Annotated in this window: 22 protein-coding genes, 1 tRNA gene and 1 pseudogene; 15 read left to right on the top strand and 9 right to left on the bottom strand. The window is 66.8% G+C overall.

The genetic code is table 11. The annotated features are described in order from the left end of the window. Positions 1–4 precede the first annotated feature (4 nt). A complete protein-coding gene (locus GRB96_RS09280; RefSeq protein ID WP_161431878.1) occupies positions 5–877 on the top strand; it encodes an NAD-dependent epimerase/dehydratase family protein in 873 nt (290 codons plus the stop codon). 29 nt (positions 878–906) lie between these two features. Here GRB96_RS09280 and thpR read toward each other — a convergent pair whose 3' ends face one another. The 6 genes from thpR to GRB96_RS09250 all read right to left on the bottom strand — a co-directional run bounded on the left by thpR (position 907) and on the right by GRB96_RS09250 (position 6,021). Beyond that, positions 907–1,416, bottom strand: a complete 510-nt coding sequence (thpR, locus tag GRB96_RS09275) for an RNA 2',3'-cyclic phosphodiesterase (protein ID WP_161431877.1) — start codon at positions 1,414–1,416, stop codon at positions 907–909. A gap of 7 nt (positions 1,417–1,423) precedes the next feature. Next, entirely contained in the window at positions 1,424–1,813 is a 390-nt protein-coding gene (locus tag GRB96_RS09270; protein WP_161431876.1) for a RidA family protein, read from the bottom strand. A gap of 82 nt (positions 1,814–1,895) precedes the next feature. Further along, positions 1,896–4,034, bottom strand: a complete 2,139-nt coding sequence (locus GRB96_RS09265; RefSeq protein ID WP_161431875.1) for a RelA/SpoT family protein — start codon at positions 4,032–4,034, stop codon at positions 1,896–1,898. A 66-nt stretch (positions 4,035–4,100) separates the two neighbouring features. Beyond that, on the bottom strand, positions 4,101–4,358 hold the full coding sequence (rpoZ, locus tag GRB96_RS09260; RefSeq protein WP_161431874.1) for a DNA-directed RNA polymerase subunit omega: 258 nt from the start codon (positions 4,356–4,358) through the stop codon (positions 4,101–4,103). Positions 4,359–4,492: 134 nt separating this feature from the next. Next, positions 4,493–5,107, bottom strand: coding sequence for a guanylate kinase (gene gmk / locus GRB96_RS09255; protein WP_161431873.1), 615 nt, complete (start codon positions 5,105–5,107; stop codon positions 4,493–4,495). Between the two features lie 50 nt (positions 5,108–5,157). Then, positions 5,158–6,021 carry a YicC/YloC family endoribonuclease gene (locus GRB96_RS09250; RefSeq protein ID WP_161431872.1) on the bottom strand — a complete coding sequence of 288 codons (864 nt, stop codon included), beginning with the start codon at positions 6,019–6,021 and terminating at the stop codon, positions 5,158–5,160. 155 nt (positions 6,022–6,176) lie between these two features. Between GRB96_RS09250 and rph the strand changes: the two genes are divergently transcribed. Beyond that, the gene (gene rph, locus GRB96_RS09245; protein WP_161431871.1) at positions 6,177–6,914 is read left to right on the top strand and encodes a ribonuclease PH; all 738 of its coding nucleotides are present in this window, start codon (positions 6,177–6,179) and stop codon (positions 6,912–6,914) included. Positions 6,915–7,016: 102 nt separating this feature from the next. On the opposite strand, the gene GRB96_RS09240 is transcribed toward rph, so the two are convergent. Then, on the bottom strand, positions 7,017–7,784 hold the full coding sequence (locus tag GRB96_RS09240) for an exodeoxyribonuclease III (protein ID WP_161431870.1): 768 nt from the start codon (positions 7,782–7,784) through the stop codon (positions 7,017–7,019). 106 nt (positions 7,785–7,890) lie between these two features. Here GRB96_RS09240 and pyrE point away from each other — a divergent pair, with 106 nt between their 5' ends. The 4 genes from pyrE (at position 7,891) to rep (ending at position 11,821) form a co-directional block, all read left to right on the top strand. Further along, positions 7,891–8,565 (top strand): orotate phosphoribosyltransferase, encoded by a 675-nt coding sequence (pyrE, locus tag GRB96_RS09235; protein WP_161433066.1) that lies wholly within the window; start codon positions 7,891–7,893, stop codon positions 8,563–8,565. A 69-nt stretch (positions 8,566–8,634) separates the two neighbouring features. Further along, on the top strand, positions 8,635–9,189 hold the full coding sequence (locus tag GRB96_RS09230) for a YfaZ family outer membrane protein (RefSeq protein WP_161433065.1): 555 nt from the start codon (positions 8,635–8,637) through the stop codon (positions 9,187–9,189). A gap of 77 nt (positions 9,190–9,266) precedes the next feature. Next, positions 9,267–9,746, top strand: coding sequence for a tRNA (uridine(34)/cytosine(34)/5-carboxymethylaminomethyluridine(34)-2'-O)-methyltransferase TrmL (trmL, locus tag GRB96_RS09225; protein ID WP_161431869.1), 480 nt, complete (start codon positions 9,267–9,269; stop codon positions 9,744–9,746). Then, positions 9,743–11,821 (top strand): DNA helicase Rep, encoded by a 2,079-nt coding sequence (gene rep / locus GRB96_RS09220; protein WP_161431868.1) that lies wholly within the window; start codon positions 9,743–9,745, stop codon positions 11,819–11,821. The genes trmL and rep overlap by 4 nt, the downstream gene beginning before the upstream one ends. Before the next feature lie 98 nt (positions 11,822–11,919). On the opposite strand, the gene GRB96_RS09215 is transcribed toward rep, so the two are convergent. Then, the gene (locus tag GRB96_RS09215; protein WP_338074022.1) at positions 11,920–12,846 is read right to left on the bottom strand and encodes a c-type cytochrome; all 927 of its coding nucleotides are present in this window, start codon (positions 12,844–12,846) and stop codon (positions 11,920–11,922) included. A 249-nt stretch (positions 12,847–13,095) separates the two neighbouring features. Between GRB96_RS09215 and GRB96_RS09210 the strand changes: the two genes are divergently transcribed. The 9 genes and pseudogenes from GRB96_RS09210 (at position 13,096) to ahpF (ending at position 22,500) form a co-directional block, all read left to right on the top strand. Then, a tRNA-Arg gene (locus tag GRB96_RS09210) sits at positions 13,096–13,172 on the top strand. Positions 13,173–13,385: 213 nt separating this feature from the next. Next, positions 13,386–15,371 (top strand): annotated as a pseudogene (locus GRB96_RS09205) (sensor domain-containing protein); the annotation flags it as partial. Next, on the top strand, positions 15,345–16,190 hold the full coding sequence (locus tag GRB96_RS15675) for a putative bifunctional diguanylate cyclase/phosphodiesterase (RefSeq protein ID WP_240894248.1): 846 nt from the start codon (positions 15,345–15,347) through the stop codon (positions 16,188–16,190). The pseudogene GRB96_RS09205 and the gene GRB96_RS15675, both read left to right, overlap by 27 nt. Positions 16,191–16,407: 217 nt before the next feature. Then, on the top strand, positions 16,408–16,935 hold the full coding sequence (locus GRB96_RS09200) for an HPP family protein (protein WP_161431867.1): 528 nt from the start codon (positions 16,408–16,410) through the stop codon (positions 16,933–16,935). 187 nt (positions 16,936–17,122) lie between these two features. Further along, positions 17,123–18,328, top strand: a complete 1,206-nt coding sequence (locus tag GRB96_RS09195) for an alcohol dehydrogenase catalytic domain-containing protein (RefSeq protein ID WP_240894147.1) — start codon at positions 17,123–17,125, stop codon at positions 18,326–18,328. After that, entirely contained in the window at positions 18,325–19,365 is a 1,041-nt protein-coding gene (locus GRB96_RS09190) for a proline racemase family protein (RefSeq protein ID WP_161431866.1), read from the top strand. Before GRB96_RS09195 ends, GRB96_RS09190 begins: the two co-directional genes overlap by 4 nt. Positions 19,366–19,673: 308 nt before the next feature. Beyond that, on the top strand, positions 19,674–20,078 hold the full coding sequence (locus GRB96_RS09185; protein WP_161431865.1) for a ribonucleotide reductase subunit alpha: 405 nt from the start codon (positions 19,674–19,676) through the stop codon (positions 20,076–20,078). Positions 20,079–20,213: 135 nt separating this feature from the next. Continuing rightward, the gene (gene ahpC / locus GRB96_RS09180) at positions 20,214–20,777 is read left to right on the top strand and encodes an alkyl hydroperoxide reductase subunit C (RefSeq protein WP_161431864.1); all 564 of its coding nucleotides are present in this window, start codon (positions 20,214–20,216) and stop codon (positions 20,775–20,777) included. A gap of 169 nt (positions 20,778–20,946) precedes the next feature. Beyond that, positions 20,947–22,500: an alkyl hydroperoxide reductase subunit F gene (gene ahpF / locus GRB96_RS09175; RefSeq protein WP_161431863.1), complete on the top strand. Its 1,554-nt coding sequence runs from the start codon at positions 20,947–20,949 to the stop codon at positions 22,498–22,500. A 101-nt stretch (positions 22,501–22,601) separates the two neighbouring features. Here ahpF and GRB96_RS09170 read toward each other — a convergent pair whose 3' ends face one another. After that, complete coding sequence (locus tag GRB96_RS09170; RefSeq protein ID WP_161431862.1) at positions 22,602–23,198, bottom strand: peptidylprolyl isomerase; 597 nt, start codon at positions 23,196–23,198, stop codon at positions 22,602–22,604. Positions 23,199–23,201: the final 3 nt, after the last annotated feature.

Below are 23,201 nucleotides of genomic sequence, written 5' to 3'. Positions count from 1 at the left end.
AAAGGTGAAGACAACCACACTGATTCTGGGCTGCGGTGACATCGGCACGGCGCTGGGCCAACGCCTCCAGGCACAAGGCCAGCGCGTGATCGGCGCCCGGCGCAGCGCCGAGTCGCTCAGGGACTCTGGCCTGGAGGCGGTCGCCGCCGACCTTACCGACCCGGCCAGCCTGGCCGCGCTGCCCGACGCCGATATCCTGGTCTACGTGGCCAGCGCCGACCGCTTCGAGGAGGCCGCCTATCGTGCCGCCTACCCCGAGGGGCTGGCGGCCGCCCTGGCCGAGTTCGGCGCGCGCGAAAAGGCGCCGCGGCATGTCTTCTTCGTCTCCTCCACCAGCGTCTATGCCCAGCGTGACGGCGAGACGGTGGACGAGGCGAGCCCCACCGATCCCACCGGCTTCTCGGGCCAGCTGATGTGCGAGGCCGAGCGGGCACTGCTCGACCACGCCCTGCCCGGCAGCGTGGTGCGCTTCTCGGGCATCTACGGCCCCGGCCGCGATCGCCTGATCCGTCAGGTGGGCGAGGGGCGTATCGCCCCGCCGAGCCCCGCCATGTACACCAACCGCATCCACCGCGACGACTGCGCCGGGGTGCTGGCCCACCTGATCGGCCGGGTGCTGGAGGGCGAGAGCGTAGAGGAGCTCTATCTGGCCACCGACTGCGAGCCGGCACCGCTCCACGATGTCATGGCCTGGTTGGCCAGGCAGCTCAAGGTGGAGGCCACGGAGACCATCCAGTCGCCGCTGCGCCGCCGCGCCAGCAAGCGCTGCAGCAACGCCCGTCTGCTGGAGAGCGGCTACCAGTTCCGCTATCCCAGCTTTCGCGAGGGGTATGCGCAGGTGCTGCGGGAGGGCGGATTCCTGCCGGAGAAGGCCTGACTCCTGGCCGTTCAGGCCGTTCAGGCCGTTCAGGCCGAGCGGGCCAGAACCTCGTAACGTGGCCCGTCATCCAGGGTAAAGGAGCGCAGCAGCGTCAGGCGACGCCAGCGCCAGGTGAGGTCGACCGGCGGCAGCGCCTCGATGGAGAGGCGCCGCGCCCGGCGCAGCAGGGTGATGTGGGGCACGAAACGCGTCGGCGGCCCGCCATGGCCGAGGGCCTCCAGCCCGTCCCACAGTCGCGCCTGCAGAGCGGCGAGTGCCGGGTCGGGCGTGCTTCCGCCAACCCAGACGATGCCCGGCCTGCGGAAGGTTCCCCAGCGATCCAGACGCCACTCGCCGCCTTGGGGCGCCTCGCCCTGCAGCCACTCGATCAGTGTCTCGGCCCGTGCGGTCTCCACCTCGCCGAGGAAGGCCAGGGTCAGGTGCAGGCTCTCGTCCGGCACCCGCCGCCCGCCGCACTGCGCCTGGGCGAGGTCGGCCAGCGCCCCCAACCGCGCGCGCAGCGCGGGCGGGGGCTCCAGAGCCAGAAATAGTCGCACGGCTCGGTCAGTCGCCGATGACCATGACACCCTCGGCCTCGAACTGTGCGCCCTTGGGCAGCGCCTTGACGCCGATGGCGGCGCGTGCCGGATAGGGCTTCTCGAAGAACTCCTCCATCATGGCGTTGACCACGGCGAACTGGCCCAGGTCGACCAGGTAGAGGTTCAGCTTGACGATGTCCTGCAGGGAGCCGGCGGCCTCCTCGCAGACGCTACGCAGGTTGGTGAAGACCTGGCGGGCCTGGGCCTCGAAGTCGTCGGAGACCAGTTCCATGGTGGCCGGGTCCAGGGGGATCTGGCCGGAGAGGTAGACGGTGTTGCCGGCCTTGATGGCCTGGGAGTAGGGGCCGATGGCGGCAGGTGCCTTCTCGGTGTTGATCACGGCCTTGTTGCTCATGGTGTCGCTCCGTTGTGGTTCTGTACAGCAAGGAAACGGCCCGGTGCCCCCGGCGGGGGCGACCGGACCGGTGGGGGAAGTGTCAGTTGCCCAGGCGGCTGATACGCTCGACGTGGGAGAGGTTGCGCAGCCGCTTGATGATGCGCGCCAGGTGGACGCGGTCGCGTACCGCCAGGGTCAGGTTGACCGTGGCCAGGTGGGCGTCGCGCTCCTCGATGCCGATACGCTCGATATTGGCATCGGCATCGGTGACCACCCCGGCGAGTTCGGCCACCAGGCCACGGCGGCTCTCCACCTCGAGGCGCAGCGCCACCGGGAAGTCCTCGTCGATGTTCTCTGCCCACTCCAGGGGGAAGAGCTTCTCGGGGTCGTCCTTCAGTTCGCCTAGGTTACGGCACTCGGCTCGGTGCACCACGATGCCCTTGCCCACCGAGAGGTGGCCCACCACCGGGTCGCCTGGCAGGGGGTGACAGCAGCGGGCGAACTTGATGACCATGCCTTCGGCGCCGCTGATCACGATTGGGCCATGCTGGCGGCTGCCCGGGAGGTTGGAGCGAACCGTCGCCTCGCCGTGTTGCAGGTCCATCAGACGCCGGGCGATCACGTGGGCGACTCGCGAGCCGAGGCCGATGGACTCGAGCAGGGCATCCTCGTTCTTCAGGCCCAACTCGTCGAGCAGGCCGGGAAGCAGCCCGTCGGGCAGCTCCTCCAGGCTGGTCTCGAACCCCCCGAGGGCCTTGTTGAGCAGTCGTCGGCCGAGCTGGACCGCCTCGGTGTGCTGCTGGTGTTTCAAGGCATGGCGGATCGCCGATCGCGCCTTGGCGGTGGCCACGAAGTTGAGCCAGGAGAGGTTGGGGCGCCCCCCGGGGGCGGTGATGATCTCCAGGGTCTGGCCGCTCTCCAGGCGGGTCGAGAGGGGAGCCAGGTGGCGGTCGATGCGGCAGGCGATGGTGCTGTTGCCGATATCGGTGTGTACGCTGTAGGCGAAGTCGATCACCGTGGCGCCCTGGGGCAGTTCCATGATGTCGCCCTTGGGGGTGAACACATAGATATCGTCGGGGAACAGGTCGTTCTTGACGTGCTCGATGAACTCCAGCGAGTCCCCGGCGTGGCGCTGCATCTCCAGCAGCCCCTTGATCCAGGAGCGCGCCCGGGCGCGGCTACCCTCGGCGATGGGGTGGTCGGTCTGGCCCGCCTTGTAGAGCCAGTGGGCGGCGATGCCGTTGTTGGCCATGGCCTCCATTTCACGGGTACGGATCTGCACCTCGATGGGCATGCCGCCGGGACCGAACAGGGTGGTGTGCAGGCTCTGGTAGCCGTTGGCCTTGGGGATGGCGATATAGTCCTTGAAGCGTCCGGGCACCGGCTTGTAGAGGTTGTGCACCATGCCGAGGATGCGATAGCAGCTGTCGACATCCTCGGTGAGGATGCGAAAGCCGAAGACGTCCATGATCTCGTTGAACGACTTGCGCTGGTCGCGCATCTTCCGGTAGATCGACAGCAGGTGCTTCTGGCGCCCCACCACGGTGCTGGGCAGCCCCTCGTCGTCCAGGCTGCGCTGCAGGTTGTTCTGGATCTGGCGGATCGTCGAGCGACGGTGGCCCCGGGCGCTGGAGACGGCGCGCTTGATGCGTTCGGCCCGCATCGGGTGGAGGGCGTGGAAGGAGAGGTCCTCCAGCTCCACGCGGATGGTGTTGATGCCCAGCCGGCTGGCAATGCGGGCGTAGATCTCCAGGGTCTCGCGGGCGATGCGGCGCTTCTTCTCGGGACGCAGGGCGCCCAGGGTGCGCATGTTGTGCAGGCGATCGGCGAGCTTGACGATGATTACCCGGATGTCCCGGGACATCGCCATCACCATCTTCTGGAAGTTCTCCGCCTGGGCCACCGCCTTGTCCTCGAAGGCGATCTGGGTCAGCTTGGAGACGCCATCCACCAGCTCTGCTACCGGGGCGCCGAACTGACGGGCCAGGGCTTCCTTGCCGACGCCGGTATCCTCGATGACGTCATGCAGCATGGCCGCCATCAGGCTCTGATGGTCCATATGCATGTTAGCCAGGATGTTGGCGACGGCCAGAGGATGTGTCACATAGGCCTCGCCGGAGCGTCGTCGCTGGCCGTCGTGGGCCTGCTCGGCGTAGTAGAAGGCACGCTTGACCTGCTGGATCTCGCCCTGGGGTAGGTAGCCGCCGAGACGGTCGGCCAGGTCATCGATGGTGAACATGCGGCGCGCCCTGACTCCTGCGTGAGTGTCCGGAAGGGGAGGACGGCGCCTGGGCGCCGTCATGGATCACTCCTCGGTGAAGCTGCCGTACTGGGGCTGGGGCGGACGCACCAGGGCCTCGACGGGCTCGTCGAGCACGCTGGCGTCGACCAGGCCGGCAGCGATCTCGCGCAGGGCCATGACGGTGGGCTTGTCGTTCTCCCACGGCAGCTGGGCATCGCGGGAGCCGCGGGCCAGCTGGCGGGCGCGGTGGGTGGAGATCATCACCAGCTTGAAGCGGTTTTCGACGTTTTCCAGACAATCTTCGACTGTGACTCGCGCCATGGGTGCCTTCCTGAAGAGCTGACGGGACCCCGGCGTCGGTCACGCGGTGGGCGCGTGGACGGGAGTCCGCTATGGATAGACCTGATAGGTTACTCGACGCCCGGCAGCGCTGACAAGCGCCACGGGGGGAGGGCTCAGGCGAGCAGCGCCTGGAGCAGGGCGGCATGGGTGGCACCGGCGCGCTCGCGGGTCAGTCGCCGTGACACCACCAGAGCACGCAGCTCGTCCAGGGCGGTGGTGAAGTCGTCGTTGATCACCAGGTAGTCATACTCGTCGTGGTGGGACATCTCGCTCACCGCGTCGCGCATGCGCCGCTCGATCACCGCGTGTTCGTCGGTGCCGCGCCCGGAGAGGCGCCGTTCCAGCTCTTCACGGGAGGGCGGCAGGATGAACACTGACACCGCGTCGGGAAGCTGCTGGCGTACCTGGCGTGCGCCCTGCCAGTCGATCTCCAGGATCACATCCTGGCCTGCGGCCAGGGCGGCCTGCACCGCCGGGCGCGATGTGCCGTAGTAGTTGTCGAACACTCGGGCGTACTCGAAGAACTCGCCGCGCTCGATCATCGCCTCGAAGCCGGGCACGTCCGCGAAGTGGTAGTTGACGCCGTCTACCTCGCCGTCGCGGCGGGGCCGGGTGGTGTGGGAGACCGAGACCTGGATGCCGTCGAGGCTCTCGACCAGCTCGCGCACCAGACTGGTCTTGCCGGCGCCGGAGGGGGCGGAAACGACGAACAGCGTACCTTGCGACATGCGCATCTCCATGGTGATTGGGTAGTAGGCCGGTGATGGCCGCCATCATATCACTCGATGTTCTGCACCTGCTCGCGCATCTGTTCGATCAGCACCTTGAGCTCCACGGCGCAGCGGGTGGTGCTGGCGACCACCGATTTCGACGACAGGGTGTTGGCCTCGCGGTTGAGCTCCTGCATCAGGAAGTCCAGGCGCCGGCCCACCGGACCCTTCTGGTCGAGCTGGCGCTTCACCTCGGCGACATGGGTGGCCAGACGGTCGAGCTCCTCGTCGACGTCGGCCTTCTGGGCCAGCAGGGTGAGCTCCGCCTCCAGGCGCTGGGGGTCGAGCTCGGCCATCACCGTCTCCAGGCGCTCGAGGAGCTGGGCACGTTGGCGCTCGAGGATCTGTGGCATCAGGCGGCGCACCTCGGTCACCTGGGCCTCGATGCCGGCGAGTCGCTCGCGAATCAGGGCGGCGAGCTTGTCGCCCTCCCGGGCGCGGCCGGCGACCAGGTCGTCCAGGGCGCGCTCGAACAGCGCCAGGGCCTCGGCCTTGATCGTCTCGGGGTCGGGGCCACGGTTCTCGAGCACGCCGGGGTAGTCGAGCAGGGCCAGGGCGTCGGGCGGGGTGGTGTCTTCCACGGCCTGACGTACCTCGCCGAGGGCCCGGGAGAGTTCGGCGAGCCGTGCCGGGTTCACGGCGAGTCCGGCGCTATCGCCGGCGGCGTCGAAGCGCAGGCTGACCTCCACCTTGCCTCGCGCCAGGCGGGCGCGCAGGGCGTCACGAAAGGCCGGCTCCAGGTCGCGCAGACTCTCCGGCAGGCGGAAGTGAGGCTCCAGATAGCGCTGGTTCACCGAGCGCAGCTCGAGCTGCAGGGTGCCCCAGGGCGCGGCGCGCTCCTGGCGGGCGAAGGCGGTCATGCTGTGCACCATGGCGAGGCTCCCGGGGAAAGCTTGGGTGAGTGGAACAGTGTGGTGAGTCATGAGTGGTGGCCAGGCCGCAGTGTAACCGATTCGCCGTCACCGCCGGGCCAAGCGTGTAGAATGACGGCCAGCCGATCCCCAACCGACTCTGATCACGAGGTGCCATGTCTACCGAATTCCGTCGCCCCAGCGGGCGTGCCCCCGAACAGCCCCGCGAGATCCGACTGACCCGCGACTACACCCGCCATGCCGAAGGCTCGGTGCTGGTCGAGTTCGGCGATACCAAGGTGCTGTGCAACGCCAGTGTCGAGCCCGGCGTGCCGCGCTGGCTGCGCGGCAAGGGCCAGGGCTGGGTCACCGCCGAGTACGGCATGCTGCCCCGCGCCACCCACACTCGTGGCGGCCGCGAGGCGACCCGCGGCAAACAGGGTGGCCGTACCCTGGAGATCCAGCGCCTGATCGGCCGCTCGCTGCGCGCGACGGTCAACCTCAAGAAGCTGGGCGAATTCACCATCACCGTGGATTGCGACGTGATCCAGGCCGACGGTGGCACCCGTACCGCTTCCATTACCGGTGGCTGCGTGGCGCTGGTGGATGCCATCCGCTACCTGCAGCGCAACAAGCTGATCAAGGGTGACCCCTTCAAGCAGCTGGTCAGCTCGGTGTCGGTGGGCATCTTCAGGGGAGTGCCGGTGGTGGACCTGGACTACCCCGAAGATAGCGGCGCCGATACCGACATGAACGTGGTGATGGCCGAGGATGGCAGCCTGATCGAGGTGCAGGGCACCGCCGAGAAGGGCACCTTCAGCCGCGCCGAGCTCAACGCCATGCTCGAGCTGGCCGAGAACGCCGGCGTGCAGCTGTTCGACCATCAGCGTGAGTCGCTGGGCATTCCGCGCTAGGCAGGAAGCGATGCCGCCGGGCAAGGTCCCTCAACGCATCACGCCGGCCATGATGGCCGGCGTGATGCGTTCCGGTGCCCCGGAACGGCGACGGAGGGAGGTTCAGAGCGGCAGGTCGTACTCGACGATCAGCGGCGCGAACTCCGAGAAGGTGGCGTCGTAGTCGATCCAGGCGTCCACCACGTGGCGGCGGAAGTTGGGGCCCACCACCTGGTAGTCGATGCGCCAGCCCTCCTGACGGGAGCGCGGCACCTCCTGGTCGAGCTTGGGCCACCAGGTATATTCACCGGCGTCGCGGTTGATCTCGCGGAAGGTATCGATGAAGCCGGTGGGACCGAACACCTGATCCATCCAGGCGCGCTCCTCGGGGGTGAAGCCGGGGGTCTCCTGGTTGTCGGCCCAGTTCTCCAGGTCAATGGTCTTGTGGGCGATGTGCCAGGTGCCGCAGATGATGTACTCGCGACGCTTGCGAGCCATCTTGCTCAGGTACTCCTGGTACTGGGCCATGAAGGACTGCTTGGCGGCCGGGTCGCTGCCGTCGGGCATCAGGAAGCTGGCGATGCTGAAGCGGTCGTAGTCGGCCTGCAGGAAGCGCGCCTCGTGGTCGCACTGGGGGAAGCCCAGCCCGTACATGATCGCCTTGGGGATCTTCCGGCAGTAGAGCCCCACCCCGGAGAAGCCGTCTTGCTCGGCATCGAGGAAGTAGCCCTCGTAGCCTTCCGGATAGAGGATACTGTCGTCCAGCTCGAAGCTCTTGGCCTTGAGATTCTGGACACAGACGACATCGGCGTCCTGGTTGGCCAGCCAGTCGAGAAAGCCTCGCCCGACGGCCTCGCGGATGCCGTTGACGTTGATGGTTGCTATTTTCATACGTGGTCCCTTTACCGTCGCGCGTGTATGATACCCGACGTTTCGACGTTTGGGTAAATGGCCAAGGCCAATAAACGTGATAGGAGGCCCCGTGGCGGATCGACGCATGCAGCCCTACCAGCGTGAGTTCATCGAGTTTGCCATCGAACAGGGCGTGCTGCGTTTCGGCGAGTTCACTCTCAAGTCCGGTCGCGTCAGCCCCTACTTCTTCAATGCCGGGCTGTTTCGCACCGGCGGCGCCCTGGCCCGCCTGGGGCGTTTCTATGCCCGCGCCATCGCCGACCAGGCGCCGGCCTTCGACGTGCTCTTCGGCCCTGCCTACAAGGGCATTCCCCTGGCCACCACCACCGCCGTGGCGCTGGCCGACCACCACGGCCGCGACCTGCCCTACGCCTTCAACCGCAAGGAGGCCAAGGCCCATGGCGAAGGCGGCACCATCGTCGGTGCCGAACTGACCGGGGATATCCTGATCATCGACGACGTGATCACCGCCGGCACCGCCATCCGCGAGGTGATGACGCTGATCGAAGGGGCCGGTGCCCGCGCCGCGGGGGTGGTGATCGCCCTGGATCGCCAGGAGCGCGGCAGCGCCGAGGTCGAAGGCGAGGCCCTCAGCGCCATCCAGGAGGTGGAGGCGCGCTACGCCATGCCGGTGGTGAGCATCGTGACGCTGGACATGGTCCTGACCTATCTTGAAGAGCATGCCGGCGATTCGCTGCGTGGCCATGCCGCCGCCATTCGCGACTATCGTGCCCGGTACGGCGTTTCCACTGTGGCGTGACGGCCGATTGCGCTAAGCTGTACAAGAACCATACAGGATTTGCCGACGGCACAGGATAGGGAGAGCATGATGAGATCGATACAGACGCTGCTGGCGGGCCTGGTACTGCTGGGCGGTGCCGGCCTCGCCCAGGCCGCCAGCCTGGACCTCAACCTGGGGTCGGATGCGGTGCAGTTCGAGGCGGCCGGCGAGCTCGTGGAGGGCATCCAGCTCGGCGGCGGGGTGGTGGACAGCGACTACCGCGAGGACGCCACCGTCTACCACGCCCAGCTGATGGGCAGCCAGCACACCTCGCGTCGCGAAGTGGGCATCGGTGCCCGCTGGACCCAGTATGACACCGACGTCGGCGATGGCGGCGGCCTGGGGCTCGGCGGTTACGGCTACGTCTACCTGCCCAACCTGCCGGCGGTCTCGCTGGGTGGCTACGGCTACTATACCCCCGATGCGGTGACCACCAGTGAGCTCGAAGAGGGCTACGAGGTCGGCCTGCGTGCACGCTATGCCTTTACCCCCAACGTGGATGGCTATCTGGGCGTGCGCCAGCTGGATGCCGACTTCGACGAGGAGCGCGACAGCCGCACCCTGGATCGCGGCGCCCAGGTCGGCGTGCGCCTGCGTTTCTGAGCGTCCCCTGCGTCGATGATTGCGGGCCCCGTCACGGGGCCCGCCTGCGTTCCACCGGGCCCCACCGCGGATAAGCCATGCTCGATGTCGTCCTCTACCAGCCCGAGATACCCCCCAACACCGGCAACCTGATCCGGCTGTGTGCCAACACCGGGTTCCACCTGCACCTGATCGAACCGCTGGGCTTCGAGCTCGACGACAGGCGCCTGCGCCGTGCCGGCCTCGACTATCACGAGTGGGCGGCAGTGCGCGTGCACCGCGACTGGCCGGCCTACCTCGAGGCGGCCAGCCCTCGGCGGGTCTTCGCGGTATCGACCCGCGGGCGGACGGGCTACCATGAGCCGAGCTACCGTGCCGGCGATGCTCTGGTGTTCGGCCCCGAGACCCGTGGCCTGCCCGGGGCGATGCTCGAGGCCCTGCCCGAGGCGCAGCGACTGCGCATTCCCATGCGCGAGGACAGTCGCAGCCTCAATCTCTCCAACGCCTGTGCGGTGCTGGTCTATGAAGCCTGGCGACAGCTGGACTTCGCCGGTGCCGCCGGAGTCGACAGCCGATGAACTCGCCCCCCTCCATCCAGCAGCGACTCGCCGGCTTGAACCCCCGCCAGCAGGAGGCGGTGCGCTATATCGACGGCCCCTGCCTGGTGCTGGCCGGCGCCGGTTCCGGCAAGACCAGCGTGATCACCACCAAGATCGCCTACCTGGTGCAGGTGTGCGGCATGAGCGCCCGCCGGATCGCCGCGGTGACCTTCACCAACAAGGCCGCCCGGGAGATGAAGGAGCGCGTGGGCAGCATGCTCAAGGGCAAGGAGGGGCATGGCCTGACCGTCTCCACCTTCCACACCCTGGGGCTCAACATCATCCGCCGCGAGCTCAAGGCGCTGGGCTATCGTTCCGGCTTCTCGCTGTTCGACCCCGAGGACGCCAAGGCGCTGCTGCGCGACCTGATGCACAAGGATGCCCAGGTCGATGCCGACCAGATCAATGCCGTGCAGCACCGCATCTCCGAGTGGAAGAACGACCTGGTGCTGCCGGGTCAGGCGATGTCCCACGCTGCGGACGAGGACGAGCTGTTCGCCGCCCGGGTCTACGAGGCCTACAACCGCCACCTGAAGGCCTACAACGCGGTGGACTTCGACGACCTCATCCTGCTGCCGGTGGTACTGCTGCGCGACGACCCCGAGGCCCTGGCGCGCTGGCGCAAGCGCATCCACTACATGCTGGTGGACGAGTACCAGGACACCAACGTCAGCCAGTACCAGCTGGTCAAGCTGCTGATGGGGGAGCGCAAGACCTTCACCGTGGTGGGTGACGATGACCAGTCGATCTACGCCTGGCGCGGGGCGCGCCCCGAGAACCTGGTGACCCTGGGCGAGGACTTTCCGCGCCTGGACGTCATCAAGCTGGAGCAGAACTACCGCTCCACCGGCACCATCCTGCGAGCCGCCAATACCCTGATCAGCAACAACCCCCACGTCTACGAGAAGACCCTGTGGTCGGACATGGGCGAGGGGGCGCCGATCCGTGTGGTGGTCAACCGCCACGAGGAGGCCGAGGCGGATCGCGTGGCCAGCGAGATCCTCACCCGGCGCATCAAGGAGCGCGCCGAGTGGCGCGACTTCGCGGTGCTCTATCGCGGCAACTTCCAGGCCCGGCTGCTGGAGCTCAAGCTGCAGCACTACCAGATTCCCTACAAGCTCTCCGGGGGTACCTCCTTCTTCTCGCGCAACGAGATCAAGGACGCCATGGCCTACCTGCGGCTGCTGATCAATCCGGCCGACGACAACGCCTTCCTGCGCATCGTCAACGTGCCGCGCCGGGAGATCGGCCCCGGCACCCTGGAGAAGCTGGCCAACTATGCCAACGAGCGGAGCATCGCGCTGTTCGCCGCCTGCCACGAGCTGGGCCTGGCCGAGCAGCTGCCGGTCAGGGCGGTGGAGCGGCTGGGGCGCTTCACCCACTTCATCGACGCGGTGCGACGGCGCATGGATAGCGGCGATGCCATCGCCGCCATCCGCGACATGTTGCGCGAGATGGACTACGAGGCCTGGCTATACCAGAACGCCAGTGCCCCGACCATCGCCGAGCGGCGCATGGCCAATGTCTGGATCCTGATCGACCAGCTGGAGAAGTCGATGCAGGCCTCACCCGAGGATGAGGGGCCGGACGAAAGCACCGCCTCCGAGGAGACCGAGACCGACAGCGTGGAGGCGGCCATCTCGCGACTGGTGCTGCGCGATATCCTCGAGCAGCAGGCCGAGGAGGACGACTCCGACCGGGTCCAGCTGCTGACCATGCACGCCTCCAAGGGGCTGGAGTTCCCGCACGTCTACCTGATGGGGCTGGAGGAGGAGCTGCTGCCCCACCGCAACGCCATCGAGGCGGGGACGGTGGAGGAGGAGCGACGCCTGGCCTACGTGGGAATCACCCGGGCGCGGCGCACCCTGACCCTGACCCTGGCCCGCCAGCGCAAGACCTATGGTGAGTTGATGGACTGTGCCCCGAGCCGCTTCCTGGACGAGCTGCCCGAGGCCGACCTGGAGTGGGAGGGGAGGCCGGACCGCGAGGATCCGGAGAAGAAGCAGGCACGGGGTCAGAGTGCCATCGCCGGGTTGCGCTCGTTACTTGACTAGTCTTGAAGTTCGTAACCGGAAAGTCCCTGCTGGCCGACACCACTCCGGACTGGCGTGATCACCTCCGGGGGTGTCGGCAAAGGGGCTTAGGCAGGGACTTAGCGCGGCTGCTGATGGTAGTAGTTGGCGATGTCCGTGATATCTTCATCGGACAGGGAAGCTGCCATCGGGGTCATGATCGCCGACATGCCGCCCTGGCGCTGACCATCGCGATAGGCCTTAAGAGCACCTTCCATATAGGCGACATTCTGGCCCGCGAGGTTCGGATACATCGGCGCGGTACCGTGACCATCCTGACCATGGCATGCCACACAGGTACCGATCTTGTCGGCGCCGGGCAGATCGGCGGCGGCGACTTCGGTAGCGGCGTTATCGGCGGCAGCGGCGTCTTCGGCAGCACCGGTATCTTCGCCAGCGGCGTTATCGGCGTTATCGGCGTTATCGGCGGCAGCGGTCTCTTCGGCAGCGGCGGCGTCTTCGGCGGCAGCGGTCTCTTCGGCAGCGGCGGCGTCTTCGGCGGCAGCGGTATCTTCGGCCGACGCTTCATCCGCACCTCCGCCCAGCTCCGGCACGTCCATCACCGGCTCGACCATATAGGCGGTGACGGCCTCCATCTCGGCATCGGAGAGGTTGGGGTTGCCGCCTCGGGCCGGCATGGCGTTGAAGCCGTTGATCGAGTGATCCAGCAGAGTGGCGAAGCCTTGCTCCACGCGGTCGGCCCAGGCGGCCTCATCGCCGCGGATCGGGGCGCCGGCGGCGCCGGTCTCGTGACAGGCCATGCACACATTGTTGTAGATGCCGGCGCCGTCGATATCGTCACCGCCACCGCTGGAGGCGCTGCTGCCACCACCGCTGGCGGCAGCCATGGTGCCGCAATCCTCGCCTTGGACGCAGAGCTCGCCCACCGGCTTCAGGCGCTCGGCGATGGCTTCGCGCTCGGCATCGTCCTGGGCCAGGGCGATACCGGCGCTGGCGGTCAGGCCCAGGGTGGCCAGGCACCCCATGATCAGCTTGCTGGATTTCACTCTCACCACCTCTTCACGGTCCTTTAGGAAGTTGTTCGCGGCAGCGCCCGGCGGAAACGGTGTCGGCAACGCAGCCGAGGGAGATGCCATCTTGCAGTCGTTGCGGACAGTATACCGGCAACCCTGTCGCCAGGAAAATGGCGTGGCCCCCGCCGTTGGGATGAGGCGGGGGCCTTCACTGTGCCCCATGCTGGACAGTGGCAGGCCTGGCAGTTAGGATGTCGTCCGCTCGGCGCCATGCCGGGTGATGCGCCCGTAGCTCAGTTGGATAGAGTATCGGCCTCCGAAGCCGAGGGTCGCAGGTTCGAATCCTGCCGGGCGCGCCACGAATTTCGAGGGCCCACAGCATCGCTGTGGGCCCTTCGCTTTTTTTTGCCTGCTGTCCGCCTTCCCACGCCTGTACCTGATTTGAGCCTGGAAAGGCATCGTGCGACTATGCTTTCGCCGATTTTCGAACGCTGTTTGTGACTCCCCTTCCGGATCGGGTGGCCATTGTCTGGCCAGGCCTGGTCGCCCATAACAACAGTCACAGGACGTCCATGATCCGCCCGCTGCTTGCTCGATTGCGTTCCCTGCTGCTGCCGGCTACCGGTCGGCAGGATCAGTTCTTTACCCTCTCGACCGACCTGTTCTGCCGCGTCAGCCTTGAGGGCCGATTCCTGCAGGTCAACCCCGCCTTTCAGCACCAGCTTGGCTATGACGAGGTCGAGCTCCTCCATCAACCCTACACCCGCCTGGTGGACCAGCAGGACCATGCCCGCATCGCCGAGGCGATAGAGCGGCTGGCGTCCGGTGGCGCCGTCAGGGGGCTCGAGGCAAGGGTCCACGACCACGAGGGCCGCCTGCACTGGGTGGAGATCAATGCCGCCATCGGTGAGGAGCGGGTGATCTACGTGGTGGCTCGGGATATCTCGGCTCGCCGGCAGAGCGAGACGGCCATGAGCCGGCATGAACACTTCTCGACGATCGTGGGAGAGACGGCCCTGATCGGTGCCTGGTACGTGGAGCTTCCCGGAGGCTCACCGATCTGGTCCGACGAGGTCTGTGCCATCCACGACGAGCCCGCCGGCTTCCAGCCTACGGTGGATCAGGCCATCGCCTACTACGCTCCGCATGACCGCCAGCGGCTGAGCGAGCGCTTCGCGGCGTGCTGTCGCGATGGCACCGCCTTCGACGAGGAGTTCGAGGTGGTTACCGCGCGCGGGCGCCACATCTGGGTGCGGGTGATCGGCCAGGCGGTCCACGACGAGGTGGGGTGCATCCTGAGGGCGCAGGGCTCGACCCAGGACATCACCGAGCAGCGCCGGCTGCGCGCCGAGGTCTCGCGGCTGGCGGAGCGTCTCACCACCACCCTGGAGAGCATCACCGACGGCTTCTTCACCCTGGATGCCGACTGGTGCTTCACCTACGTCAACCGCGAGGCCGAGCGGCTGCTGCAGAGTGCTCCCGGCTCGCTGCTGGGCTGCAATATCTGGGAGGCCTTCCCGGAAGCCTGGGGCTCTCGTTTCGATATCGAATACCGACGTGCGATCGATACGGGAGTCGCCGCCCACTTCGAGGCCTGCAACCCCCGCCTTGAACTGTGGGTCGAGGTACACGCCTATCCTTCCGATGAGGGGCTGGCGGTCTACTTCCGTGACATCAATCAGCGCAAGGAGTCGGAGCGCCAGCTGCGTATCCTCGAGAGCAGCGTGGCCTCGAGCATCAACGGCGTTGTGATCTGCGATGCGCGCAAGCCCGACCTGCCCATTGTCTACGTCAACCCGGCCTTCGAGCGCATCACCGGCTATGCCAGGGAGGAGGCGGTCGGGCGCAACTGCCGCTTCCTGCAGGGCGAGAACACCGAGCCGCGTGCCACCCTGGCGTTGCGGGAGGGCATCGCCAACCGTCGCGACGTGCACATTGTCATCCGCAACTATCGTCGTGACGGCACCACCTTCTGGAACGACCTCTATATCTCCCCGGTGCGTGATGAGACGGGCGATGTCACCCACTTCATCGGGGTGCAGAACGACATCTCTACCCAGAAGGAGTACCAGTCACAGCTCGCCTACAACGCCAGTCACGATGCACTGACCGGGCTCCCCAACCGCACCCTGCTGGAGGATCGCCTCGCCCAGGGGTGCCAGATCGCGCGCCGCTACCGGCGGTTCCTGGCGGTGCTTTTCCTCGACCTGGACGGCTTCAAGCCAATCAATGACACCCTGGGCCACTAGACCGGCGACCGCATCCTGCAGGAGGTTGCAGGTCGACTCGAGCAGCAGCTGCGCCCCGGCGACAGCGTGGCCCGCTTCGGCGGCGACGAGTTCGTGATCCTGCTCCCCGACCTGGCCCACGAGGATGATGTACTGCCGGTCGTGGAGCGCCTGCTGGCCCAGGTTGCAGCCCCCTACCATATCGATGGCAACGAGCTGCGCATCACGGCGAGCATCGGTATCACCCTGTGCGACGGCGGAGTCGAGCGGCCCATGGAGCTGATCCAACAGGCCGACCTGGCCATGTACAAGGCCAAGCGTCAAGGGCGCAACACCTTCCAGTGGTACACCCGCGAACTCAACCAGAAGGTGAGCGAGCGGGTCTCGTTGCGCAATGCCCTGCAGCGAGCCATCGAGGAGCAGCAGTTCGAGCTCTACTACCAGCCCCAGATCCACGGACCCAGTGGCAAGGTCGTGGGCGTGGAGGCGCTGGTGCGCTGGCATCATCCCGAGCGTGGCTTCATCTCGCCGGCTGCCTTCATCGGCCTGGCCGAGGATACCGGTCAGATCATCCCGATCAGCGACTGGGTACTGGCCACCGCCTGCCGCGACGCCCGGGACCTCAATGCCATCGGCATGGATGACCTCACCATGGCCGTGAACATCTCGCCCATGCAGTTCCAGCGGCCGGGGTTCGTGAGGGGCGTCATGCAGACGGTAGTGGAAAGCGGACTGGCGCCGGCCCTCCTCGAGCTGGAGCTCACCGAAGGGGTGCTGATGGACAGCACCGAACGGGTGATCGAGACCCTGTGCCTGCTGCGTGAGCAGGGGATTCGCATCGCCATCGATGACTTCGGTACCGGCTTCTCAAGCCTCGGCTACCTGAAGTATCTGCCGATCAGCAAGATCAAGATCGATCGTGCCTTCATCCAGGATGTGGTCAGCGATCCTCGTGACGCCGCCATCGTCCGGGGCATTGTCTCCATGGCCGGGGAGCTGGAACTGGACGTGGTCGTCGAGGGCATCGAGACCGAGGAGCAGTTCCGTTACCTTGGCGACCATCACTGCGAGACCTTCCAGGGCTACTACTTCGCTCGACCGATGCCGTTGGAGGAGCTGCTCGCCTTCCTCGAGGAGCGCAGGGAGTAGGCGCCCAATCGACCGCGAGGTCGCCCCCTCCGTCCCGGAGGCACGTCCTGTTCGATCCTGTTGCTTGATGGAGATCATGTCTTGTGTGGAAGCCATTGGAGTAGATGGGGAGCTGATCCCGGTCAAGTTTTATCCATGTTGTTATAAAAAATATTGTCTTTTATATCTTCTTATGTCTTGGCAGACTTCCCCGCTCACTCTCCACGATTCAGGGACGATGAAGACCTATCTGGGAAAGATGCGCGGCGAGCGCCTGCAACGCGAGACCCCCGATCTCGGTGATGCCCTCTGGTCATGGCTGGGGGCCGTGGTCGGTATGGGGGCGATCTGCTGGCTCAGTGCCCACTGGCTCTCCCAGCATCTGCTGATCGTGGCCTCCTTCGGCGCCACCTCGGTGCTGCTCTATGCGGCGCCGGAGAGCCCCTTCGCCCAACCGCGCAACGTGCTGCTGGGCAGCCTGCTCTCGGCGGTGGCGGGGGTCGCCTGCTTCCAGCTGCTGGGCGCCACGCCGCTCGCGGTGACCCTGGCGGTATCGCTCTCCATCCTGCTGATGCAGCTTACCCATAGCGTGCATCCGCCTGGTGCGGCGGCGGCCCTGGTGGCGGTGATCGGCGGCCCGGAGATCACCGGACTGGGCTGGTGGTACCCGCTGATGCCCATCGGCATCGGCTGCGCCATCATGCTGGTGGTGGCCGTACTGGTGAACAACCTGGCCCGCCATCGTCGCTATCCGCTGCACTGGTAGGGGATCAGGAAAGGGGGCAGGAAAGAGAAGCAGGAAAAACCACAACTTTCCCCCTGCGAAAACGGAAAGGATTTCTCCCTCCTCAGGCCCCGCAGGGGCTCGGTGGCGCCGGGAGGCTTCTGCTATTGTCTCGTGCACAATCCACGCCGTCGGTACGCTGCCGGCGGCCCCACACAGGAGGCAGCAGATGGCGAATCCCCCAGACGCGACCGTTCCCGCCACCATGTCGGCCATGCTGCTGACCGGCCATGGCGACGTCGACAAGCTGGTCTATCGTGACGACGTGCCGACCCCGCAACCGGGGCCCGGCGAGGTGCTGGTGCGGGTCACGGCCACGGCCAAGAACAACACCGACCGCAAGGCCCGCGAGGGGCTCTACCCGGTGAAGAAGGGCGAGGTGACCTCCTTCGCCATGGGCGGCGAGCCGACCCTGACCTTCCCGCGCATCCAAGGCGCCGATATCGCCGGTCGGGTGGTGGCGGTGGGCGAGGGGGTCGACCCGGCCCGCCTCGGCGAGCGCGGCCTGCTCGACTTCAACCTCTACCCGGACGCTCGCCGCGACATCAACCTGACCCCGGACTACTACGGCCACGGCGCCGACGGCGGCTTCGCCGAGTACGTCGCCGTGCCCTCCGATCAGTTCCACCACGTGCCCAACCCCGAGCTCAGCGATGCCGAGCTCGCCGCCCTGGGCATGTGTTCCTACCAGACCGCCTACCATATGATGACCTCCGCCCGCGTCAGCGCGGGGGAGCGCGTCCTCGTCAGCGGCGCCAGTGGCGGCGTGGGCACCGCGCTGATCCAGCTGTGTCGCATCGTCGGTGCGATTCCCTACGCGGTGAGCCAGCCGGAGAAGGCCGCGGCGTTGAAGGCACTGGGCGCCGAGGCGGTGATCGACCGTGGCGACCTCGACGGCTTCGCCGAGCGGGTGCTCGCGGCCACCGGCGGCGCGCCCATCGACGCGGTGATGGACCTGGTCGGTGGCGAGATGACCGACTGCTTCATCGACACCATGATCCAGGACATGAAGGCGCGCACCAGCTACCCGCGACTCTCCATCGCCGGCGCCAGCGGCGGCAACATCTCGGAGATCCTGTGGACGCGCATCTACCTCTACCAGGTGCAGATCTTCGGCGTCTCCCACGGCACCCGGGAGGAGGCCGAGCAGCTGATCGCCTGGATCCGTTCCGGCGAGCTGAGGCCGGTGCTGCATGCCGCCTTCCCGCTCTCCGAGCTGCACGCCGCCGAACGCTACTTCGTCAGTCGCGGCAGCAACTTCCTGGGCAAGGTCGTGATCGTGCCCGACAGCCAGTGGAATGAGCACGGCGCCCCCTTCGCCCTGGCCTCTTCCCCCTCCAGCCAGTCCTCCGCCAACCAGGAGCCGCGCCCATGAGCCATCCGCTGACCTTCAGGATGATGGATACCCACGCCGGCGGCGACGTCAGCCGCATCGTGCTCGGTGGCATCGACGTCCTGCCCGGCGCCACGGTGCGCGACCAGATGCACTACCTGCGCGATGACGCCGACGGCCTGCGCAAACTGCTGCTGTTCGAGCCCTACGGCGTGCCGGAGATGTCGGTGGACCTCATCGTGCCCGCCACCGACCCCGAGGCGGCGGCCGGCTACATCATCATGGAGGTGATGGGCTACCCCATCTACTCCGGCTCCAACACCATCTGCACCGCCACCGCGGTGCTCGAGGCGGGCATCGTGCCCAAGCAGGAGGGCGTCCAGCGCTTCACGCTCGAGGCCCCGGCGGGCCGGGTCAACATCGAGGCGCGGGTGGAGAACGGCGTGGTGGAGGCGATCACCTGCGAGGGGCTGCCCAGCTACATCGACACCTACCGCGCGACGATCCATGTGCCGGGGCTGGGCGAGGTGACCTACAGCGTGGCCTACAGCGGCGGCTTCTACGCTCTGGTGGACGCCACCGAACTCGGCTTCCACCTCAACCGAGACGAGGAGCGCGAGCTCGCCGAGTGCGCCCACCGCATCGTCGAGGCGATCCAGGCCGAGCGCGGCTTCTCCCACTACACCCTGGGCGACGTGGGCCCGCTGCCCTTCCTGCACTTCATGGGGCCGGTGGAGCAGGTCGCCGACGACTTCTACCGCTCGCGTTCGGCCACCTATGTGCATCCCGGGGTGATCTGCCGCAGCACTACCGGCACCGGTACCTCGGCGCGCCTGGCGCTGATGCGCCACGAGGGCACCATCAAGCCTGGCGACAGGCTGGAAACCATCTCCCTGCGCGAGACCGGTTTCATCGGCACCTTTACCGGCACCCACGCGGAGGGGCCCCACACGGTGGTGGAGAACACCATCACCGGCAAGGCCTACGTGCTGGGCCACACCGAGGTGGTGGTCAACTGCGATGACCCCCTGGTGGAGTGCGGCGGCCTGCACCATATCCTCAGCGCCCGCCAAGGCTGATGGCGCACAGAATGTCCATGCCGCGGCTACTCATAGCGAGAGGCGCCGGGGGCTGGTCGTAGAGGGGGGCCTATGCCAGGGATGGCATCGGTAGCGCCCACGAAAGGGTTCACAGCGCCCCCTCGAAGGCCAGCCGCCGGAGTAGCCTCGAGCGACCTGCTAAAGGCGGTGTGCCTGAATCCTTGCCCCCCGCCATCTTGACCAACACGATTCGCCCGCCTGCCCCTTGAGCGTCGCCGCCAAAGGGGGCAGGCTGGCGCTCATTCTTCTTCGACTGTCCCTCTTTCGACCGACCCTGGAGGCTAACCGTGGCCATTACCAACTTTTCCGACCTGCTCAGCGAGGCGCGCCTGCAGCCCGATGCCCAGCGCCTGCTGTTCGTCTTCACCCGCGCCGAACTGCCGGACAACCCCTCCAGCGAGCAGCGTGCTCGCTTCGAGCAGGGCGAGGGCGGTGTGCTCACCCCGGTGCTGTGCGTCGACAAGACTCCCGAGGAGCTCAGCGACATGGCCGCCCTGGTGGCGGAGTCGCGCAACACCGGCGTCGAGTGGGACATCGTCTTCGTCGGCGCCCTCTCCGGTCGCGGCAGCGAGGCGCCGGCTTCCGAGCAGGCCGAGGCGCAGCTCGAGCGCATGGTGGAGTCGCTGAAGATGGGTAATGTCGACCAGTTCCTGGCACTGGACCGCCAGGGCGAGGCGGTGCGCATCGGCTGACATGGAAGCGTCATCGCCATAGGGTTGAATTATTAGGGTGATGACACCATTTAATTGTCGCTATCAGTCGATGCGGGCTACCATGCCTCCGTATTCGAGACATCCCTATACTTAAGTCTAAAGGAGCATTACCGAATGTCCCTGCTGAACACCGAAGTCAAGCCGTTCAAGGCCACCGCATACCACAACGGCGAGTTCGTCGAGCTGAACGAAGAGCAGCTGAAGGGCCAGTGGAGCATCTTCTTCTTCTACCCGGCCGACTTCACCTTCGTCTGCCCCACCGAGCTGGGCGACCTGCAGGACAACTACGAAGAGTTCAAGAAGCTGGGCGTCGAGATCTACAGCGTCTCCACCGACACCCACTTCACCCACAAGGCGTGGCACGACAGCTCCGAGACCATCGGCAAGCTGACCTACCCGATGCTGGCTGACCCGACCCACACCATCTCGCGCAACTTCGAGGTGCTGATCGAGGAAGACGGTATCGCCGAGCGTGGCACCTTCGTGGTCGACCCCGACGGCAAGATCCAGATCGTCGAGCTGAACGCCGGCAACATCGGCCGTAATGCCGAGGAGCTGCTGCGCAAGGTCAAGGCCGCCCAGTACGTGCGTGCCAACCCCAACGAGGTCTGCCCGGCCAAGTGGGAAGAAGGCGAAGAGACCCTGTCTCCGTCCCTGGACCTGGTCGGCAAGATCTAAGCCGGTCCCTGCCGCGAGGCCCCGCCCCCGGGCCTCGCCGCCCCTGCCCCGGGCACCTTCCCCCGCCCGGGGCCCCTATTCCGACTCACGAGCCCCTCCCGCGCTGCCTGACCGGCAGGGCGCGGCTGCCTCGTGATACCGACTCCCGAACATGAAGGAACACGCTGTCATGTTGGACGACAATCTGAAAACTCAGCTCAAGGCCTACCTGGCCAAGGTCACCCAGCCCTTCGAGATCGTTGCGTCCCTCGATGACGGCGCCAAGTCGAAGGAACTGCACGGCCTGCTGACCGATATCGTCGGCCTGACCGACAAGATTACCCTCAAGCTCGATGGCCAGGATGCGCGCCGCCCCTCCTTCGCGATCAACCGTCCCGGCGAGGAGACCGGCGTGGTGTTCGCCGGCCTGCCCATGGGCCACGAGTTCACCTCCCTGGTGCTGGCGCTGCTGCAGGTGGGTGGCCATCCGCCCAAGGCCTCCGATGAGGTGATCGAGCAGATCAAGGGCCTCGAGGGCGAGCTCCACTTCGAGACCTACTTCTCGCTCTCTTGCCAGAACTGCCCGGACGTGGTCCAGGCACTCAACCTGATGGCGATCCTCAACCCCGATGTCCACCACGTCGCCATCGATGGCGCGCTGTTCAAGGACGAGGTGGAGGAGCGCCAGGTGATGTCGGTGCCCAGCATCTACCTCAACGGCGAGCCCTTCGACCAGGGCCGCATGAGCCTGGAGCAGATCCTGGCCAAGGTGGATACCGGGGCCGCCGAGCGCGAGGCCGCCAAGCTCGGTGAGAAGCCGACCTTCGACACCCTGATGATCGGTGGTGGTCCCGCCGGCGCCGCGGCGGCGGTCTATGCCGCACGCAAGGGCATCCGCACGGGCGTTGCCGCCGAGCGCTTCGGCGGCCAGGTACTCGACACCATGGCCATCGAGAACCTCATCTCCGTGCCCCACACCGAAGGCCCCAAGCTGGCCGCGGCGCTGGAGGAGCACGTCAAGGAGTACGAGGTCGACATCATGAACCTGCAGCGGGCGGTCAAGCTGCTGCCCGGCCGTCCCGGCGAGGAGCATGAGGTGCAGTTCGAGTCCGGCGCCAGCCTCAAGGCGAAGACCCTGGTGCTGGCTACCGGCGCCCGCTGGCGCGAGATGGGCGTGCCCGGCGAGGCCGACTACCGCAACAAGGGCGTGGCCTATTGCCCCCACTGCGATGGTCCGCTGTTCAAGGGCAAGCACGTGGCGGTGATCGGCGGCGGCAACTCCGGCGTCGAGGCGGCCATCGACCTGGCCGGCATCGTCGGCCATGTGACCCTGATCGAGTTCATGGACGAGATGCGCGCCGACGCCGTGCTGCAGAAGAAGCTGCGCAGCCTGCCCAATGTCGATATCGTCCTCGGTGCCCGTACCACCGAGGTGAACGGCGACGGCAAGCGCGTCACCGGCCTCACCTATGAGGAGCGTGCCAGCGGCGAGATCCGCCAGATCGACCTGCAGGGCGTCTTCGTGCAGATAGGCCTGGTGCCCAACACCGAGTGGCTCAAGGAGTCGCCCATCGAGCTCTCCGAGCGCGGCGAGATCGTCGTCGATGCCCGCGGCATGACCAGCGTGCCGGGCATCTTCGCCGCCGGCGACGTGACCACCGTGCCCTACAAGCAGATCGTCATCGCCATGGGCGAGGGCTCCAAGGCCGCCCTGGGCGCCTTCGACCACCTGATCCGCAGCTGATCATGCTCGGGTGATCCTGGGGCGCCGAGGCGCCCCTACCGACAGCGCCCCCGCCGGGAAGACCGGCGGGGGCGCTTGTCGTTCGGGCCTGAAGAGCGTGTTCAGGGGGCGGCGTCCAGCACCTCGACCCGCTCGATCACCACTGCGCTCTCGGGCACGTTCTGCATCGGGCCGCGATTGCCGGTGGGCACGCGCTTGATGGCGTCCACCACCTCCATGCCCTCGACGACCTGGCCGAACACCGCATAGCCCCAGGTCTGGCCCGACTGCTTGCTGACGTGGTCAAGGAAGCCGTTGTCGGCGACGTTGATGAAGAACTGGGCGGTGGCCGAGTGGGGGGCGCCGGTACGCGCCATGGCCAGGGTGCCGCGGCGGTTCTTGAGGCCATTGTCGGCCTCGTTCTGGATCGGCTCGCGGGTGGATTTCTGGTTGAAGTCGCTATCGAAGCCGCCGCCCTGGATCATGAAGTCGTCGATCACCCGGTGGAAGAGGGTGCCGTCGTAGTGGCCGGACTCGGCGTAGGCGAGGAAGTTCTCGACGCTCAGAGGGGCCTGCTCCTCGAACAGCTCGATGCCGATGGCGCCCTCGCTGGTGTGCAGCACCACGTCGGGCTCGGCGGTGGACTGGGCCCAGGTGGGGCTTGCCAGGGTGGCGATCAGCGGGGTGGCGGTGAGCAGGGCAAGGGCGAGACGTCGCATGGG

The organism is Halomonas alimentaria (assembly GCF_009902005.1).
GTDB classification, from domain to species: Bacteria; Pseudomonadota; Gammaproteobacteria; order Pseudomonadales; family Halomonadaceae; genus Halomonas; species Halomonas alimentaria.
The sequence above is the reverse complement of the archived record's forward strand: the minus strand, read 5'-3'. Positions and strand labels throughout refer to the sequence as shown.

Excerpts from the sequence above, each read along its gene's own strand:
- GRB96_RS09265 (WP_161431875.1), bottom strand. The coding sequence starts at position 4,034 with ATGTTCACCATCGATGACCTGGCCGACCGTCTCGGCGGCTACCTACCC.
- GRB96_RS09240 (WP_161431870.1), bottom strand. The coding sequence starts at position 7,784 with ATGAAAATAGCAACCATCAACGTCAACGGCATCCGCGAGGCCGTCGGG.
- pyrE (WP_161433066.1), top strand. The coding sequence starts at position 7,891 with ATGCAGCCCTACCAGCGTGAGTTCATCGAGTTTGCCATCGAACAGGGC.
- rph (WP_161431871.1), top strand. The coding sequence starts at position 6,177 with ATGTCTACCGAATTCCGTCGCCCCAGCGGGCGTGCCCCCGAACAGCCC.
- ahpC (WP_161431864.1), top strand. The coding sequence starts at position 20,214 with ATGTCCCTGCTGAACACCGAAGTCAAGCCGTTCAAGGCCACCGCATAC.
- GRB96_RS09190 (WP_161431866.1), top strand. The coding sequence starts at position 18,325 with ATGAGCCATCCGCTGACCTTCAGGATGATGGATACCCACGCCGGCGGC.
- GRB96_RS09170 (WP_161431862.1), bottom strand. The coding sequence starts at position 23,198 with ATGCGACGTCTCGCCCTTGCCCTGCTCACCGCCACCCCGCTGATCGCC.
- ahpF (WP_161431863.1), top strand. The coding sequence starts at position 20,947 with ATGTTGGACGACAATCTGAAAACTCAGCTCAAGGCCTACCTGGCCAAG.
- GRB96_RS15675 (WP_240894248.1), top strand. The coding sequence starts at position 15,345 with ATGTACAAGGCCAAGCGTCAAGGGCGCAACACCTTCCAGTGGTACACC.
- GRB96_RS09200 (WP_161431867.1), top strand. The coding sequence starts at position 16,408 with ATGAAGACCTATCTGGGAAAGATGCGCGGCGAGCGCCTGCAACGCGAG.
- rep (WP_161431868.1), top strand. The coding sequence starts at position 9,743 with ATGAACTCGCCCCCCTCCATCCAGCAGCGACTCGCCGGCTTGAACCCC.
- GRB96_RS09230 (WP_161433065.1), top strand. The coding sequence starts at position 8,635 with ATGAGATCGATACAGACGCTGCTGGCGGGCCTGGTACTGCTGGGCGGT.
- GRB96_RS09195 (WP_240894147.1), top strand. The coding sequence starts at position 17,123 with ATGGCGAATCCCCCAGACGCGACCGTTCCCGCCACCATGTCGGCCATG.
- GRB96_RS09270 (WP_161431876.1), bottom strand. The coding sequence starts at position 1,813 with ATGAGCAACAAGGCCGTGATCAACACCGAGAAGGCACCTGCCGCCATC.
- trmL (WP_161431869.1), top strand. The coding sequence starts at position 9,267 with ATGCTCGATGTCGTCCTCTACCAGCCCGAGATACCCCCCAACACCGGC.
- rpoZ (WP_161431874.1), bottom strand. The coding sequence starts at position 4,358 with ATGGCGCGAGTCACAGTCGAAGATTGTCTGGAAAACGTCGAAAACCGC.
- GRB96_RS09250 (WP_161431872.1), bottom strand. The coding sequence starts at position 6,021 with ATGGTGCACAGCATGACCGCCTTCGCCCGCCAGGAGCGCGCCGCGCCC.
- gmk (WP_161431873.1), bottom strand. The coding sequence starts at position 5,107 with ATGTCGCAAGGTACGCTGTTCGTCGTTTCCGCCCCCTCCGGCGCCGGC.